This window comes from Streptomyces sp. NPDC051569 (assembly GCF_044454085.1).
Taxonomy (GTDB): Bacteria; Actinomycetota; Actinomycetes; order Streptomycetales; family Streptomycetaceae; genus Streptomyces.
Window position 1 is genome coordinate 156,117 of the sequence record NZ_JBITDJ010000015.1, and the last position, 15,270, is coordinate 171,386.

At 70.6% G+C, this 15,270-nt stretch carries 13 protein-coding genes and 1 pseudogene; 6 read left to right on the forward strand and 8 right to left on the reverse strand.

Translation table 11 applies throughout. From position 1 onward, the window contains the following. Window positions 1–470: 470 nt before the first annotated feature. Window positions 471–1,334, forward strand: coding sequence for an endolytic transglycosylase MltG (gene mltG, locus ACIBAE_RS21405; protein WP_399287804.1), 864 nt, complete (start codon window positions 471–473; stop codon window positions 1,332–1,334). 127 nt (window positions 1,335–1,461) lie between these two features. On the opposite strand, the gene ACIBAE_RS21410 is transcribed toward mltG, so the two are convergent. The 4 genes and pseudogenes from ACIBAE_RS21410 to ACIBAE_RS21425 all read right to left on the reverse strand — a co-directional run bounded on the left by ACIBAE_RS21410 (window position 1,462) and on the right by ACIBAE_RS21425 (window position 4,337). After that, a complete protein-coding gene (locus tag ACIBAE_RS21410; RefSeq protein ID WP_399287806.1) occupies window positions 1,462–2,550 on the reverse strand; it encodes an NAD(P)-binding domain-containing protein in 1,089 nt (362 codons plus the stop codon). A gap of 101 nt (window positions 2,551–2,651) precedes the next feature. Next, window positions 2,652–3,491: a putative protein N(5)-glutamine methyltransferase gene (locus tag ACIBAE_RS21415; RefSeq protein WP_399287809.1), complete on the reverse strand. Its 840-nt coding sequence runs from the start codon at window positions 3,489–3,491 to the stop codon at window positions 2,652–2,654. Between the two features lie 210 nt (window positions 3,492–3,701). After that, a pseudogene (locus ACIBAE_RS21420) lies at window positions 3,702–4,168 on the reverse strand (LLM class flavin-dependent oxidoreductase); the annotation flags it as partial. Between the two features lie 10 nt (window positions 4,169–4,178). Then, a complete protein-coding gene (locus ACIBAE_RS21425) occupies window positions 4,179–4,337 on the reverse strand; it encodes a hypothetical protein (RefSeq protein WP_399287812.1) in 159 nt (52 codons plus the stop codon). Between the two features lie 335 nt (window positions 4,338–4,672). Between ACIBAE_RS21425 and ACIBAE_RS21430 the strand changes: the two genes are divergently transcribed. Further along, entirely contained in the window at window positions 4,673–6,892 is a 2,220-nt protein-coding gene (locus ACIBAE_RS21430; RefSeq protein ID WP_399287815.1) for an NADP-dependent isocitrate dehydrogenase, read from the forward strand. A gap of 288 nt (window positions 6,893–7,180) precedes the next feature. Here the strand turns inward: ACIBAE_RS21430 and ACIBAE_RS21435 are convergent, their stop codons facing one another. Genes ACIBAE_RS21435 through ACIBAE_RS21445 form a run of 3 tightly spaced genes read right to left on the reverse strand, consistent with a single transcriptional unit; the run spans window position 7,181 to window position 9,772 of the window. Continuing rightward, window positions 7,181–7,900, reverse strand: coding sequence for an FAD:protein FMN transferase (locus ACIBAE_RS21435; RefSeq protein WP_399287817.1), 720 nt, complete (start codon window positions 7,898–7,900; stop codon window positions 7,181–7,183). A 34-nt stretch (window positions 7,901–7,934) separates the two neighbouring features. Then, entirely contained in the window at window positions 7,935–8,354 is a 420-nt protein-coding gene (locus tag ACIBAE_RS21440; protein WP_399287820.1) for an FMN-binding protein, read from the reverse strand. A 53-nt stretch (window positions 8,355–8,407) separates the two neighbouring features. Then, window positions 8,408–9,772, reverse strand: a complete 1,365-nt coding sequence (locus ACIBAE_RS21445) for a ferric reductase-like transmembrane domain-containing protein (protein ID WP_399287823.1) — start codon at window positions 9,770–9,772, stop codon at window positions 8,408–8,410. Window positions 9,773–9,933: 161 nt separating this feature from the next. Between ACIBAE_RS21445 and ACIBAE_RS21450 the strand changes: the two genes are divergently transcribed. From ACIBAE_RS21450 to ACIBAE_RS21465, 4 genes are all read left to right on the forward strand, one after another. Further along, window positions 9,934–10,668, forward strand: coding sequence for a response regulator transcription factor (locus ACIBAE_RS21450; RefSeq protein ID WP_399287826.1), 735 nt, complete (start codon window positions 9,934–9,936; stop codon window positions 10,666–10,668). After that, complete coding sequence (locus ACIBAE_RS21455; RefSeq protein ID WP_399287829.1) at window positions 10,665–12,122, forward strand: sensor histidine kinase; 1,458 nt, start codon at window positions 10,665–10,667, stop codon at window positions 12,120–12,122. Before ACIBAE_RS21450 ends, ACIBAE_RS21455 begins: the two co-directional genes overlap by 4 nt. Window positions 12,123–12,363: 241 nt before the next feature. Next, window positions 12,364–12,903, forward strand: coding sequence for a DUF2231 domain-containing protein (locus tag ACIBAE_RS21460; protein WP_399287831.1), 540 nt, complete (start codon window positions 12,364–12,366; stop codon window positions 12,901–12,903). 275 nt (window positions 12,904–13,178) lie between these two features. Then, window positions 13,179–14,414: an MFS transporter gene (locus ACIBAE_RS21465; RefSeq protein ID WP_399287834.1), complete on the forward strand. Its 1,236-nt coding sequence runs from the start codon at window positions 13,179–13,181 to the stop codon at window positions 14,412–14,414. Between the two features lie 363 nt (window positions 14,415–14,777). Here ACIBAE_RS21465 and ACIBAE_RS21470 read toward each other — a convergent pair whose 3' ends face one another. Beyond that, the gene (locus ACIBAE_RS21470) at window positions 14,778–14,969 is read right to left on the reverse strand and encodes a DUF2695 domain-containing protein (RefSeq protein WP_399287851.1); all 192 of its coding nucleotides are present in this window, start codon (window positions 14,967–14,969) and stop codon (window positions 14,778–14,780) included. Between the last annotated feature and the right edge of the window lie 301 nt (window positions 14,970–15,270).

Here is a 15,270-nt window from a genome sequence, read left to right on the forward strand (position 1 = left end):
CGGATCCCGGTGACGGTACGGATCTCGGCGGCGGTCGGGACCTGGACGATCCTGACCGTGACGGCGGCCCGCCTCCGGCCAGGAGTCTGGCGCCGGTCGCGCGCTGAAACGGCGGTGCCGCCACTCCCGTGGGACGGGGAGCGACGGCACCGCTTTCAGCGAGGCTGCGTCAGATGAGCCAACCCAGAAGGTGGACGACGCCGGCGAGCAGGTTGGTGATGACGTTCCCGTGATGCATGTGGTGGTTCTCCTTGTGCGTACCGCAGGTGTGGGACCGCGCGGTCGTGGTCTGCAGCCCGTCTCGCGCCCCGTAAGCATCACGTGACGCGGGGAGTTGCGGACGGAATCTGCCTACGATCACACGTTCCGACGAACATCCGATCCCACGTTCGTTTGTTCTGTCCGCGTGCTTCCGTGTCGTCGCACGTCAGGTGCCGGGATCGGTGATCACTCCGGGTTAGCGTGCCCGCATGACGAACGAGCCTCCGGGGGGCGTTCCCGGGCGCGGTCCCCGTCTGACCCGCCGCAGCCGGCTGGCCCTGATGGTGACCGCGGTCCTCGTCGTGGCAGCCGTGGTGCTGGTGCCCGTGGTGCTGCTGGGTGGCGGAGGCGGCGGCGGGAGGAAAACGGCGACAAGCCTGGTCGTCCCCGAGGGCCGGCGCGCCGACCAGGTGTACGCCTCCGTCGACCGGGCCCTCGACGTCCCGGACGGCACCACGCGTAAGGCGGCCGGGGCGACACGGCTGGGACTGCCCGAGGCCGCCGGCGGAAACCCCGAGGGATACCTCTTCCCGGCCACGTATCCGATCGACCCCACCACCACGCCGGCCAGCCTGCTGAGCTTCATGGTCAACACCGCGAACCAGCGGTTCGGGACGGAACGGGTCATCAGGGGTGCCGAACGAAACGGTCTCACGGTCTACGAGGCGGTCACCGTCGCCAGCATCGTGCAGGCCGAGGCCGATACGGCGGCCGACATGGGCAAGGTCGCCCGGGTCGTGCACAACCGGCTGGCGCGGAGCATGCCGCTCCAACTGGACTCGACGCTCAACTACGCGCTGCACCGCTCCGCCCTGGACACCACCCATGAGGACAGGAAGACCGACAGCCCGTACAACACCTACGAGAACGAGGGGCTGCCGCCGTCACCGATCGGCAACCCCGGGGACCAGGCCATGAACGCGGCGATCAACCCCACGCGCGGTGACTGGCTCTACTTCGTCACCGTCGCGCCCGGGGACACCCGCTTCACGCACAGCTACGCCGAGCAGCGCGAGAACGTCAGGAAATTCAACGAGAACCGCAGGAGTGCGAGCCGCGAGGCCAAGCCTTAGCCCTGTGAAGCTGAGCCCCTGTGAAGCCTGAGGCCCCTGTGAAGCCTGAGGCCCCTGTGAAGTCGGGGACGCGCCTGGTCCGGCACCGCCCGGGCTCTCGGCCCACGGCGTCCCGGAGCAACGCCTCTCAGGCCACGGCCGCTTCGCGCTCCAGGAGGCGCCTGATCTCCCGTACCGCCGCCCGCCCGGCCCGGTTGGCGCCGATGGTGGAGGCCGAAGGCCCGTATCCGACCAGATGGATCCGTTCATCCCGCGCGGCACGCGTCTCCTCGATCCGGACGCCGCCGCCCGGCTCCCGCAGCCGGAGAGGCGCCAGGTGCTCGATGGCCGCGCGGAATCCGGTCGCCCAGAGGATGACATCGGCCGCCACCGTCCGCCCGTCGTCCCAGACCACACCGTCCGGGGTGATCCGGTCGAACATCGGCAGCCGGTCGAGGATCCCCTCCTCGCGTGCCCGGGCGACCGCTTCGGTGAGCTGCAGCCCGGTCACCGAGACGACGCTCCGGGGCGGGAGCCCCCGGCGCACCCGTTCCTCGACGAGCGCGACGACGGCCCGTCCCCGCTCCTCGTCGAACGGCCCTTCGTTGTACACGGGGGGCCGGCGGGTCACCCAGGTCGTGTTCGCCGCCACTTTCGCGATCTCCATCAGATGCTGCACCCCCGATGTGCCGCCGCCGACCACGACCACCCGGAGCCCGGCGAACTCCTCCGGGCCCGGATAGCTCGCGGTGTGCAGCTGCCGGCCCCGGAATGCCTCCTGACCGGGATAGCTCGGCCAGAAAGGACGGTCCCAGGTGCCCGTGGCGTTGATCAGCGCCCGCGCCGACCACACCCCTGCGGATGTCTCGACCAGCAGCCGCCCGTCATGGCCCTCCCGTACCGCCGACACATCCACCGGCCGGTGGACCCGCAGGTCGAAGCGCTGCTCGTACGCGGTGAAGTAGGCGCCGATCACCTCGGAGGACGGCCGGCCGGCATCGGCATCCGTACTGACCAGTTCCATCCCGGGCAGCGCGTGCATGCCGTGGACCTTGCCGTACGTCAGCGACGGCCAGCGGAACTGCCAGGCGCCGCCCGGGCGCGGGGCGTGATCGAGCACCACGAAGTCGCGGTCGGGCTCGAAACCCGACCGCCGCAGATGGTAGGCGCTGGACAGGCCCGCCTGCCCGGCGCCGATGACCGCCACGTCGATGTCCCGTACCCCGAAGTCGTTCACGGTTCTACCAACAGCCTCGGGGCGGGGGATCTTCCCGGGCTTCCCGGGTCTTCGTTCGGGCTCCCCGCTCGAATCTCGATCCGGAAGAGCGGCACCGGTCCTCACCCGTGTGACGCGCCCCCGAGAGCAGGCCTGGTGGCGATGACGACCGTGGCCTCCAGTTCGCCGGAGCGGGCCACCCGCGGGATCAGCCCGTCGCGGGCGACGGTGTCGACGGCCCGCTCCGCCTGCCGCTCGCTCGTCTCGAACAGCAGGTGACCGCCCGGCGCCAGCCACAGCGCCGCCGCCGCCGTCACCCGGCGCAGCACGTCCAGCCCGTCCGAGCCCCCGTCGAGCGCCACCCGGGCCTCGTGTATGCGGGCCTCCGGAGGCAACAGCCCGATGTCGTCGGTGGGTACGTACGGCACGTTGGCGAGCAGGACATCGACGCGGCCCCGTAGTCCGGCGGGCAGCGGTTCGTACAGGTCGCCCTCGTACACCCGGCCGTGGGAGGGACCGATATTGCGCCGGGCGCACCGCACCGCGGCCGGGTCGATGTCGGCCGCGTACAGCTCCACCCGGTCCAGGGCCGGGACCAGCGCGGCGCCCAGCGCGCCGGACCCGCAGCAGAGGTCGACCACCACCGGGCGCGGCCGGGCCAGGGCGAGCGCGATGGCCTCGCCGACGAGGAACTCGGTGCGGCGGCGGGGCACGAAGACCCCGGGGTCCACGGAGATCCGCAGCCCGCGGAACTCGGCCCAGCCCAGGACGTGTTCGAGCGGCAGACCGGCGACCCGGCGGTCCACCATGGCCGCGAGATCGGCCGGTGTCCGTGCCGTGGAGATGAGCAGACGCGCCTCGTCCTCGGCGAAGACACAGCCGGCGGCCCGGAGCCTGGTGACGATGACGGAGAAGCCGAGAGGCGAAGAAGGGGGAGGCAGAAGTGACGGTGAAGCCGACATGGCAACCTTTCGGGACGCCCAAGGGCGCTCCCGCGGTCACCTACGCCAGGCGAACCGCACGGCCGTGAGAGGGGAGCACCCGACCTGATCCAGCGGTAATGGGTCCCACCTCCTCGGTTGCGCACTGCTGACGACGGCCTCACTGTACCCGAGCACGGGCGGCGGGGCAGGGGGTCCGCGCTCCCTCGTGGCATCACGGACCCCTCCCGCTCAGCGGCCGCGGGCGAACAACGGCGGGGCGCCCCCGGGCGCGGAAGCCGCCCGCCCGCCGCCCGCCCGCCGCCCGCCGCCGGGGCGCCCGCTGGCGTGGAACCGGCCGGCCGCGCCAGCAGGCCGCGCGCCGCCAGGTCCGGGGTCACCCCCTCCCCGAACCAGTACGCCTCCTCCAGATGCGGGTAGCCGGAGAGGACGAAGTGCTCGACCCCCAGATCGTGGTACTCCTCGATCCGGTCGGCGACATCGGCGTGGCTGCCCACCAGGGCGGTGCCCGCACCGCCCCGTACCAGACCGACCCCGGCCCACAGATTGGGTGAGATCTCCAGCTGGTCGCGCGAGCCGCCGTGCAGGGCGAGCATCCGCTGCTGGCCCACCGATTCGCTCCTGCCGAGCACCTGCTGGGCGGCGGCGACCGACTCCGGACCGAGATCGTCCAGCAGCCGGTCCGCGGTGGCGAGGCCCCCTGCTCCTCTACTCCTCCCGCTCGAATTCGGCTTCGGCCCGCTTCTCGTCCAGATCCGCCTGCGCGGCCCGGTAGACGTCCTCGACGAAGCGGTGCGCCCGGTCGGGATTGAGCTCGCTGGTGAGATCCTGCAGACGGTGGGTCCAGGTGTCGATGGGATCGCTCATATCAGCCTCCAGCCGCAGGTCTGTGGCGCCGAGGGGTGTGGTCCGCGACCCGTACGTGACCGTTCCGTGGCCCTGGGTGCGCGCCCGGAGTCAGGACCCGGCGCAGGGCCCTCGCCGCGTGAACAGGCGCCATGCGGGGATACGCGGTCGGCCGCTCCGGCGTGGTGTGACCTTGACGACCATCTTCCAGGACAAATGCCCCGTCCGCGCGCCGGGCCCACGGCGGATGACGCGTCCGCGCCACCGCTCGGGGCGGGCAGGGCCCTGTCGAGAAGGGGTCGGTCACGGGATATCTTGATGTCGAGCAATGTTGCAGACGTGGAGCGGAGCACCCGGTGACTGACTCGACCATCATCTATACCCACACCGACGAGGCCCCGGCCTTGGCGACGTATTCGTTCCTGCCGGTGGTCGAGGCCTATGCCTCGACGGCGGGGGTCACTGTGGAGAGCCGTGACATCTCCCTGGCGGGGCGGATCATCGCCGGCTTCCCCGAGTACCTGGAGGAGGGCCAGCGGATCGACGACGCGCTCGCCGAGCTCGGTGAGCTGGCCAGGACCCCCGGCGCGAACATCATCAAGCTGCCGAACATCTCGGCTTCCATCCCGCAGCTGAAAGCGGCCGTCGCCGAGCTGCAGCAGCAGGGCTACGCGCTGCCGGACTACCCGGACGACCCGAAGTCCGACGAGGACCGCGACATCCGCGCGCGTTACGACAAGGTCAAGGGCAGCGCCGTCAACCCGGTCCTGCGCGAGGGCAACTCCGACCGCCGCGCACCGGCGTCGGTGAAGAACTACGCCAAGGCCCACCCGCACCGGATGGGCGCCTGGGTCGCCGACTCGAAGACGAACGTCGCGCACATGGACGCCGACGACTTCCGCTCCAGCGAGAAGTCCGCGGTCATCGCCGACGCCGGATCGCTGCGCATCGAGCTGGCGGGGGACGACGGCGGCACCACCGTCCTGCGCGAGTCGGTGCCCGTGCTGGCCGGGGAGGTCGTGGACGCGTCGGTGCTGCGTGTGGCGGCGCTGCGTGAGTTCCTGAAGGACCAGATCGCCCGGGCCAAGGCCGAGGGCGTCCTGTTCTCCGTGCACCTGAAGGCCACGATGATGAAGGTCTCCGACCCGATCATCTTCGGCCACGTGGTGCGGGCCTTCTTCCCGAAGACGTTCGCCGCGTACGGTGAGACGCTCGCCGCGGCCGGTCTGAGCCCGAACGACGGACTCGGCGGCATCCTCAAGGGCCTGGAGTCGCTGCCCGAGGGCGCGGAGATCAAGGCGTCCTTCGAGTCCGAGATCGCCGACGGTCCCGCGCTGGCGATGGTCGACTCCGACCGGGGCATCACCAACCTGCACGTACCGAGCGATGTCATCGTCGACGCCTCCATGCCGGCCATGATCCGCACCTCCGGTCACATGTGGGGCCCGGACGGCCAGGAGGCCGACACCCTCGCCGTCATCCCCGACAGCAGCTACGCCGGGATCTACCAGGTCGTCATCGACGACTGCCGCGCGAACGGCGCCTACGACCCCGCCACGATGGGCTCGGTGCCCAACGTCGGCCTGATGGCGCAGAAGGCCGAGGAGTACGGCAGCCACGACAAGACCTTCGAGATCCCCGCCACGGGCACCGTGCGGGTCGTCGACGCCGGCGGCGACGTCGTCCTCGAACACGCCGTGAGCGCCGGCGACATCTGGCGCATGTGCCAGACCAAGGACCTGCCCATCCAGGACTGGGTCAAGCTCGCCGTCACCCGCGCCCGCGCGACCGGCGACCCGGCGGTCTTCTGGCTCGACGAGGGGCGCGCGCACGACGCGAGCCTCATCGCGAAGGTCAGGACCTACCTCGCGGAGCACGACACCGACGGTCTGCGGATCGAGATCATGGCACCGGCCGACGCGATCGCGTTCTCCCTGGAGCGCATCCGTCGCGGCGAGGACACCATCTCGGTCACCGGCAACGTGCTGCGTGACTACCTGACCGACCTCTTCCCGATCCTTGAGCTCGGCACGAGCGCGAAGATGCTCTCGGTCGTCCCGCTCATGAACGGTGGCGGACTCTTCGAGACCGGCGCCGGCGGCTCCGCGCCCAAGCACGTCCAGCAGCTCGTCAAGGAGAACTACCTCCGCTGGGACAGCCTGGGTGAGTTCCTCGCCCTCGCCGTCAGCTTCGAGCACCTCGCGCAGACGACGGACAACGCGCGCGCCCAGGTGCTCGCCGACACCCTCGACCGCGCGACCGGCACGTTCCTCAACGAGGACAAGTCGCCGAGCCGCCGGCTGGGCGGCATCGACAACCGCGGCAGCCACTTCTACCTGGCGCTCTACTGGGCGCAGGAGCTGGCGCGGCAGACCGACGACGCCCAGCTCGCCGAGGCGTTCGCCGCGCTCGCCAAGACGCTGGCCGAGCAGGAGCAGACGATCCTCGACGAGCTGGTGGCGGTCCAAGGCTCACCGGTCGAGATCGGCGGCTACTACCAGCCCGACCCCGCCAAGGCCGCGGCGGCCATGCGCCCGTCGACGACCTTCAACCAGGCCATCGCGACCCTCAGCTGACCTGCTGACGCGATAGCTGACAGCACCAGGTCCCGCCCCGGCCGGCACGCGCCCGGCCGGGGCGGACCTGTCTTCGCGGCGGCGTGACAGCCGAGGCCCCGCCTGCGACGGCGGCACACCGCTCAGGTCACGCGCGCTGACGTTTTCTCGAAGCAGACAACCCGCGCACGGCTGTCCGACGCCACCGTGCGCGTCATGGCGGGTGGCTCAGGACAACGCCGCCCGTCGTGGCGGGTGGCTCAGGACAACGCCGCCTGTCATGGCCGGCGGCTCAGGACAACGCCGCCTCTACCAGCCTGGCGGGAATCCCTCGCTTCGCCAGGTCTCCCCACCGGTGGTGACCATCAGCGCTTCGTAGCCGTCCTGCGCCGCGATCCAGGAGCGCGCGCCGGGCCCCATCGCGAAGGCCGCGGTGGCGAAGACGTCGGCCTGCGTGAGGTGGCGGCCGGTGACGGTCACGGACAGCGTTCCGGAGGCGGGCGAGCCGGTGCGGGGGTCGATGATGTGATCGCCTCGTTCGGCTGTTCCCGAGGTCGCGACAGCCCGGTCGCGACCCGTGACCACGGTGACCAACTGGTCCCGGAGAACGGGATGGGCGACGCCGACCCGCCAGGGAATCCCCGGGGACGCCTCACCGCGCATCTGCAGGTCCCCGCCTCCGTTGACACACGTGTTGTCTGCGCCGGCCTCGTGGAGGAGATCCGAGGCCCCTTCGACGGCCCATCCTTTGACGAGGCCGGAGGGATCGAGGCGGCCTTCGGGAGTGGTCGTGAAGAAGCCGTCGGTGACCCGCGCCGCCTCGGCGCAGAGTTCGAGGACTTCCGCCACCACGGCCGGGCACTGACCGAGGGTGGTCTCGGAGCGGGAGAGCCGGCTGATCGCGCTGTCCGGCCGGTAGGTGGAGAACAGCGCGTCGACATGGTGCAGCCACCCGACCGCTTCGGTGAGGGCGGTCCGGATGTCCCGGGTGACGGCATCGCGGATGTCGAAGGAGAACACCGTCCCCATGACGTGCTCCGTATGCCGCAGGCCTTTCCCCGGATCACGCACCCGCTCGGTCCAATGCGCTCTGCAGGGACTGCGCGTATCCCTGGCTGGTGTAACTGGCGCCGGAGACCGCGTCGATGTGCGCGCTCTGGGCCTTGAGCGCCTCATGGGTGAGCCGCGGCACGGCGAAGGCGGCTATCTCCCGGTCGCGGCCGTTCACCGAGGGCAGCCGGAGGGCCTTGACCGCGGTGATCCTTCCCTGGTGCACCGATACGGCCAACTGCACCGGCCCGTACCGCGTGTGGATCACGTCGCCGGTGAACGTGCCCTCCAGCGCGCTCCGTGGCCGCTGCTGCGAGGGGGCCGGGTGCGGGGGCAGTGCGAAAGGAGCCATGGAGCCGCGGTGCGGCTTCAAGGAAAGGAGCAGGACGACCACCGCGACGATGGACAGAGTGATCAGGGCTGTTCGGCGCATGTACGGCTCGGTCTCCTCGGTTGGGCCGCGGGGTCGGAACGGGTCGGAACGGGTCAGAACGCGAACGATTCGTGGTGGATGCGGCGGCCGGGCACGCCCGCCGCGCGCAGAGCCCGCCCCGCCGCCTCCGTCATACCGGGCGGGCCGCACAGGTAGACGTCGCGGTCGTTCACATCGGGGACGGCCCTCAGCAGGGCACGGGCCGTGAGCGGAACGGAGTCGTCTCCCGGCTCGTCGACCGAGTACAGGACGCTCGTGCCGCGCGCCGCGGCGATGCTGTCGAGCTCGTCGCGGAGCACCAGGTCCCGCCGGCGCCTGACCCGGTACATGAGGGTGACTTCGCCCGGCAGTGTTTCGAAGAGAGTACGCAGGGGGGTGATCCCGACCCCGCCGCCGATCAGCAGGGTCTTGCGACCGGTGCCGCGTGCCGCGGTGAAGCCGCCGTACGGCCCCTCGGCCCAGACCTTCGTCCCGGGCGCGAGCCGGGCGAGAGCCTCACTGTGGACACCGACCCCCTTGACGGTGATGCGCAGCGAGCGGGGGTGGGCGGGAGCGGACAGGGAGTACGGGTTGGCGGTCCACCACAGCCCGGGCGCGAGGAAACGCCAGCGGAAGAACTGGCCAGGTGCCACGGCCAGCTCTTCCAGCCGGTCGCCCGTCAGGAAGACGGAGACCACGCCGGCCGCCTCGGGCCGCACCTCCGCCACCCGCAGCCGGTGGCGCAGCGACCGGCGGACGGGTACCAGGAAACGGAACCAGACGAGGAGGGCGGCCACTCCGAGGTACAGGGCGTACCAGGCGTATCGCGCGGCGGGGTTCGTGGCGAAGTCCGCCCCGTTCGCGAGCTGGTGTCCGAAGGCGAGGAAAACCGCCAGATAGGTGGCGAAGTGCAGATAGTGCCAGGTCTCGTAGCTGAGTCTGCGGCGTGCCGCACGGGCGGAGACGACCGCCGTCCCGAGGAAGAGGAAGAAGGCCGCTGTGGCCGCGAGCATCTCCGGGTAATGCAGGACGAGCGTCCCGGTCTGTCCGACGAGGGTCGCGTGCGCCGTCAGCGAGTAGCCCCAGATGATCAGCAGGGTGTGCGCCAGGACCAGTGAGATGGTGTAGCGGCCGCCCTTCGCGTGCCAGCGGGCCAGCCGGTCGGTCCCGACGCCCTGGTCCAGGAGGGGGACCCGAGCCATGAGAGCGAGCAGGACCGCACAGGCGTAACCGGCGAGTAGCCCGGTGATGCGCCCCGCGCCGGTCAGCCACCCGGCCGCGCCGACCACCGAGCCGGTGTCGCTCCACCACAGTCCCAGGACCGCCGCCGCGCCCGACCAGATCATGGCCTGGGCCGCGTACGGGGTGGCGCGCAGCGCGCGCCGGCGGGCCAGGGAGCCCGAGGCGGTCGCGCGGCGCTCGTCCATGCGGGTCGTCACGGAGGTATCCCCTTCTCGGAAGCGGATCACCAGCCTCACAGGTCAGCCTCTGCGTTCCTTCTGAAGGGACACCCGGAGGGGGATTCAGAGGGGGATTCAGAGGAAACTCAGAGGTCACGCCGGCGGCGCCACCGCGCGCGACGGGGGATGCTGTACCCACCATGGACAACGTCACCCCGTCTCGCGTTCTGATCCGGCCCGACGGCGCACGGGTGCGTGTCCTGGTGGTGGACGACGAGCCCGATCTGACCGAGGTCTTGACCGGAGCCCTCCGCTACGAAGGGTGGGAGGTGCGTGGTGCCGGCGACGGTGCTTCGGCGATCGCCGCGGCGCGGGCGTTCCGCCCCGACGCGGTGGTGCTCGACTGGATGCTTCCGGACATGGACGGTCTGGTCGTGCTGCGGGAGCTGCGGACCGTCCTGCCAGAGGTGTGCGTCCTCTTCCTGACCGCGCGTGACGCGGTGGAGGACCGGATCGCGGGCATCACGGCGGGCGGCGACGACTACGTCACCAAACCCTTCAGCCTGGAGGAAGTGATCGCCCGGCTGCGTGGCCTGCTGCGGAGAGCCGGAATGGCCCGGGAGCCCGGCGGCAGCGGGCTCGTGGTGGGAGACCTGGTGATGGACGAGGACGCGCGGGAGGTCAGCCGGGCGGGCAGTCCGGTCGAACTCTCCCGCACCGAGTTCGAACTACTGCGCTTCCTGATGCGAAATCCGCGCCGGGTCCTGACCAAGGAACAGATTCTGGATCGTGTCTGGTCCTACGACTTCGGCGGTCAGGCCCACATCGTCGAGCTGTACATCAGCTATCTGCGCAAGAAGGTCGACGCCGGACGTACGCCGCTGATCCATACGGTGCGCGGGGTCGGCTACGTACTCAAACCGGACGTCACGTGAGGTGGATTCCCTCCCCGCGCACGCTGAGGGCCCGTCTCACCGCCGGTCTCCTGCTGCTGCTCACGCTCGCCTGCCTGACGGTCGGCGTCGCCTCCGTGGTGGCACTGCAGGGTTTCCTCGTCCAGAAACTCGACCAGCAACTCATCGCGACCGGAGGCAGGTTCGCCGCGAGTCTGGAGCACGAAGAGCACCCGGACGCGGACAACGGCCCGGACACGAGAGGCCAGTCGGACCACACCCTTGGCGCCCGGCTGCTCCACGGCGCCCCCACCGAGGCGGCCGTCGTACGCGACGACTCGGTCGCCCCTGTGCCGCTCACCACGGCGGACCGGCGCGCGCTGGCGGCCGTACCGGCCGATGCGAAGGGCCGGGACGTGCGGCTCTCCGCCCTCGGTTCCTACCGGGTCGTGGCGGTCGACGGGGACGACGGGGACGTACTGCTGACGGGACTGCCCATGCGCCCGGTGGAGGAGACCGTGCACCGGCTGGAGGCGGTGGAAGCGGTGGTGTTCGGCACGACGCTCGCTGTCACGGGAGTGGCGGGGGCACTGTGGGTGCGGCTGTCCTTGCGGCCCCTGAGCCGGGTCGCCGCCACCGCGACCGAGGTGACGCGGATGCCCCTGGCCAGCGGCGAGGTCGCCATGCCCGGCCCGGTACCGGACAGTGACCCCCGTACCGAGGTCGGCCGGGTCGGCGCCGCTCTCAACCATATGATCGGCCATGTCGGCGACGCGCTGGCCCGGCGGCACGCCAGCGAGGAACGGCTCCGGCACTTCGCCGCGGACGCGAGCCATGAACTCCGTACCCCGGTGTCCACCGTGCGGGCCCACGCGGAGCTCGCGCTCAGACACGCGGGCCCCCTGCCCGAAGAGGTCCGTCACGCCCTGCTGCGCATCCAGTCCGAGAGCGGGCGAATGGGTGGTCTCGTCGAGGATCTGCTGCTGCTGGCACGTCTCGACGCGGGTCGCCCGCTGGCGCGCGACAGCGTCGATCTCACCAGGCTGACCCTCGACGCCGTGAGCGACGCACGGGCGGCGGCGCCGGCTCACCACTGGCTGCTGGACCTTCCCGAGGAGCCGGTCACCGTCCTCGGGGACGAGCACCGGCTGCACCAGGTGATCGCGAATCTGCTGACGAATGCCCGCACGCACACACCAGCGGGCACCACGGTCACGGTGCGCGTCGCCGGAGGAGCGGAGCGGATCGCCGAACTGACCGTGGCGGACACCGGCCCGGGAATTCCTGAGGACATGCGGACCGAAGTCTTCGAACGGTTCACCCGCGCGGACCCGGGACGGTCACGCGCCGCGGGGAGTACCGGCCTCGGGCTGGCGATCGTCTCGGCGGTGATCGGCGCTCACCACGGCACCATCGACGTGACGAGCCGCCCCGGCCGCACGGTCTTCCGGGTCCGGTTGCCGACCGGACCGCCGCAGGGACCGTCCGGCGGATGAGCCGCACCGGAGCAAGCCCGGTCCGGGACGGAACCGGCGGGGCCGCCGCCTCGGAACGGGCCCGCACCGGCGCCGAGCGGCCCGGTGCCCCTGTCCGACACGGTCGCCTCGGGCAGGGAAAACCGGTCTCGCACGGCATTCGTCCGACAGGATGGCCACCGCAGTATTCCGTCCAGAGCCGCTGATGGGCAGGGGGGAACTCCGATCGCGCCGCGCCCTCTCCCGAAGGAGTTGACGAGTGATGACAACGATCAACGGTGTCCCGGCTCACGTGCTCTTCGTCCACGCGGTGGTGGTGCTCGTACCACTCACCTCGCTCGCCCTGGTCGCCTGCGCCGTATGGCCGTCGGTCATGAGGAGGTTCGGGCTGGCGTTGCCGGTGCTGGCGCTCGTGACACTGGTGAGCGTGCCCCTCACGACAAGCGCCGGTGAATGGCTGGAGAAGCAGGTGCCGGGCAACGCCTTGGTGGACCGGCACACCGGGCTGGGGGACGAGCTGCTGCCCTGGGTGATCTGCCTGCTCGTTCTGGCGGTGGCCGTCTGGTGGTTCTACCGTCGCGCCGCAGTGCTGTCCGCCGGTACGGCGTCCGCGGGTGGCCAGGCGGCTGTCGGTATGCGCCTGCGCGTCGCGGCAGTGGTCCTGGCCGTCGTCGTGGCCGCCGGTTCGATCGTGCAGGTCTACCGCATCGGAGACTCCGGGGCGAAAGCTGCCTGGCAGGACCGCGCCGTCGGCGTCGCCGGGCGGCCACCGTTCGGCGAGGCGGGGCACGACGTGTCGTGAATCGGCCGGACGTCGTCCTGACTCCGGGGGAAGGCAAGAAGCCCGCGATCGCCACGGGCATTTCACGGAGTCCGGGCGCCTCCAAGGCCGGGCCTTGGGTCAAGGCCCATCTGCTACCGCAGACTCGCCCAATGACACGCCGTGGTAAGGGAATCGCACGGTCCGTGGCTCTTCCCATCGGTCACCATTGACGGATTCCAGCCACGAACGTGCTCGGCTGAACAGGCAGGGAAAGGGGGAGCCTTTGGGCGGCTCCGTCCCCTAGGTTTCACCCCATGGCCTCATCCGTCGGTCCTGAAAACCGAGTTGCGGAGGCGCGGCCGCGTCTGGTGACCCGCCCGCTGCTGTTGCGCTTTGTGACGGTCGTCGGTTCCTCGGCGAGCTTCTACTTGCTGCTGGCGGTCGTCCCGGCGTACGCGCAGAGTGCGCCGGGCGGGGGCAGCGACAAGGCGGGCCTGGTCACCGGTGCGCTGATGCTGGCCACGGTGGCCGGGGAGCTGATAGCCCCATGGCTGGCCGCACGCTGTGGCTATCGCGTGATGCTGGGGGCGGGGTTGTTGTTGCTGGGTGCTCCGGCACTGGCCCTGACCGTGTCGCGGAGTATGACGTGCATCGTGGCGGTGTGCCTTGTCCGGGGGCTCGGCTTCGCGTTCACCCTGGTGGCGGGTGGGGCGCTGACGGCGTCACTGATCCCGCCCGAACGCCGCGGGGAGGGACTGGCCCTGATCGGCGTCATGGCCGGTGTGCCGTCGTTGGTGGGCCTGCCGCTCGGGGCCTGGCTGGCATCGCACACGGGGTACGGGCTCGTCTGCTGGGTGGCGGCACTGATCGCGCTGGTCTCCATCGCCGCCGTCCCAGGTCTGCCCGGCCGGGAAGCGGCGTCGGGGCCACCCCTGGGGATCTTCGACGGGGCCCGTTCCGGCGCGCTCGGCCGTCCCACGGCCGTGTTCGCGGCGACGGCGCTGGGTGCGGGGATCGTCGTCACTTTTCTGCCACTGGCCGTGGCGCCGGGCTCTGCCGGAGTGGTCGCCGCGGCTCTCTTCGTGCAACCGGCCGCCGCGACCGCGTCCCGCTGGTTCGCCGGTCGGCGCGCCGACCGGCGCGGAGCCGCCGGGCTGGTCGTGCCGGGGCTGGTCGTCTCAGCCGCCGGTATCCTCGTCGTTGCCCTCACGGGCGTCCCCCTCGCGGTTGTCGTGGGTGCGGCCGTGTTCGGGGCGGGCTTCGGCATCACCCAGAGCGCGACCATCACGCTGATGTACTCCCGGGTCCCGGCCTCCGGGTACGGGACGGTGAGCGCCCTGTGGAATGTCGCCTACGACGCGGGTATGGGCATCGGCGCGGTCGGCTTCGGCACGGTGGCCGGCTTGACCGGCTACCCCTGGGCATTCGTCCTGACCGCGCTCCTGATGCTGACAGCCCTCGTCCCGGCCTGGTGGGACCGAACAGCAGCGTGCGAACAGCGTGCGGCGACCAGGGAGGATCGGGCGGTGACGGCGGAGGGGCAAGGGTGAGCGATTGCCTGCGTCCTCATCCAGTGCCACAGACCCGCCACATGAGGTCTGTCGAGCCCCGGGTTTCGTGGACGGGTCGGTCAGCTGGTTTCGAGGGCTGGTTGTGGGATCTCGGGTGCTGCGTGGAGGAATTCGAACTCGGTGGGTGGGAGGTGCCGAGCTCGCCGTGGAGCCGGCGCTGGTGGCACCGCGACCACCTGGACCGGACGCTGGCGCACCCGCGCGCACGGCGTCGGACGTGAACCAAGCCTTCCGTGCACGCCCGACGTGTTTCTTTCGCTGGCTTCAGGGGTCGGCGACCCCGGCCGACGCCGAGCAGAGAGCGGCTTGACACGCACATCGTCAGCCCCTCACCGAGTCGGCTCAAAGCGTCTCGTCCGGATCAACGTTCGCGAGGACCTCGCAATCACAGTGCCCGCCCTGGTCGGCAAGTCCTTTCTGCAGATGAGGCCAAGGAACGTCTGAGGCGGCAGCCCACCGTTCAGTGAAGCGCAGAGAATGGTCGCACGCTTGTGTCGAAAGTTCTTCATCCAGGTGATCAAGCAGTAAGTCCAGGGAATCTCGATCTCCCTGTCCCTTCCCACCGTGCCTCTACTCCTTTCCTCCTGTACGCGTCACGCAGCGCCTTCCTTCGGCGTTTTTCTGCCTCGTCCATCGTGCTTCCTCGATACCTGGCCGGTGGCCCGCCCATCTTCAGAACAACCCGAAACCCGGCAAGCAAAAAGCCCTCGTCAACGTCCGACGAGGGCTCACCGCAAGATCTAGTGTCTCGTGATCCTGTTCATGTCAGTTCGAGTTGTTATTGACAAGTTTCTTCACGTTGGTCGCGACGAGCCTGACCTTCGCGAGGACCTCG

Bases quoted from the DNA above. Each gene is read 5' to 3' on its own strand.
- ACIBAE_RS21465 (WP_399287834.1), top strand. From the start codon at position 13,179: ATGGCCTCATCCGTCGGTCCTGAAAACCGAGTTGCGGAGGCGCGGCCG.
- ACIBAE_RS21440 (WP_399287820.1), bottom strand. From the start codon at position 8,354: ATGCGCCGAACAGCCCTGATCACTCTGTCCATCGTCGCGGTGGTCGTC.
- ACIBAE_RS21415 (WP_399287809.1), bottom strand. From the start codon at position 3,491: ATGTCGGCTTCACCGTCACTTCTGCCTCCCCCTTCTTCGCCTCTCGGC.
- ACIBAE_RS21450 (WP_399287826.1), top strand. From the start codon at position 9,934: ATGGACAACGTCACCCCGTCTCGCGTTCTGATCCGGCCCGACGGCGCA.
- ACIBAE_RS21425 (WP_399287812.1), bottom strand. From the start codon at position 4,337: ATGAGCGATCCCATCGACACCTGGACCCACCGTCTGCAGGATCTCACC.
- mltG (WP_399287804.1), top strand. From the start codon at position 471: ATGACGAACGAGCCTCCGGGGGGCGTTCCCGGGCGCGGTCCCCGTCTG.
- ACIBAE_RS21460 (WP_399287831.1), top strand. From the start codon at position 12,364: ATGACAACGATCAACGGTGTCCCGGCTCACGTGCTCTTCGTCCACGCG.
- ACIBAE_RS21435 (WP_399287817.1), bottom strand. From the start codon at position 7,900: ATGGGGACGGTGTTCTCCTTCGACATCCGCGATGCCGTCACCCGGGAC.